The 942-nt window shown below is 26.0% G+C and carries 1 pseudogene; it reads left to right on the forward strand.

Going from position 1 to position 942, the window contains the following annotated elements:
- Nucleotides 1–288 precede the first annotated feature (288 nt).
- Nucleotides 289–942, forward strand: a pseudogene (locus KI356_RS26005) (nucleoside-diphosphate sugar epimerase); the annotation flags it as partial.

Below are 942 nucleotides of genomic sequence, written 5' to 3' on the forward strand. Positions count from 1 at the left end.
GTAATTTTCTACTATTTTAAATTTTAACATCTTTAAATATTAATACAAACATAGTAATTCCATAACATTTTACATTTTTTTAACTCGATATTTTTATAAAAATTCCAAAAAATACAATACATTAACAGAAATTAGAATTTATTTCACTTGAATTTACTACATCCCTGTTGATAAAATGGTTTGGGCTTTATATATTACATACCTTAAAATAATTCTTTTAAATTATGTATTTTATTTCAGTGTACTATTCCTCAAAATTAAATTTGCAAACGAAAGAAGGGATTTTTTATGCACTATAGACAATCTAATTTATTCCAAAAAATGATTGAACCTACGATTCTCTTTATTGCTCTATTTTTTCTCTCAATACTAACTGATTTTCTAACACCAACGTATGAATATCTCTTACTCTTATTTATTACATTAATTATTTCTAGTCGGTATGGCATATCTATTGCCCTTTTCGCCTTTATGGAAGCAATGATTTACATTTTTATAAGCGGTATATATAAAGGAAATGATGTATTACTGTACTTTTATTCATTAGATTACTGGATAAGTTGGATCTTCTTACTTGTTATTAGTTTATGTTGTGGACTAATGAGTACTTCGCAAAAAGAACGTTATGAAGATGTACATATGATAAATAATGAGCTGAAAGCTGAAAATAAAGAATTAAAATATGTTGTGAAACAATTGGATGAAACACGTATTACACTACGTTCTCGTGTACTTGAATCAAATAACCACTTGTCTAAAATGTATCATATGTTTAAAGCTTTAAATCATACACATCCTGAAATTGTACTCGATGAAGGAATGAATGTATTAAAAATGTATTTTGGAGCAAAAAAAATTGGTATCTATCACGTCGATAACAATAAACAATCGCTTCGTATTAAATTAAGATCAGAAACTGGTAAAAATACATTATCTCAATCT

The organism is Bacillus hominis (genome assembly GCF_018332515.1).
Classification (GTDB): Bacteria; Bacillota; Bacilli; order Bacillales; family Bacillaceae_G; genus Bacillus_A; species Bacillus_A hominis.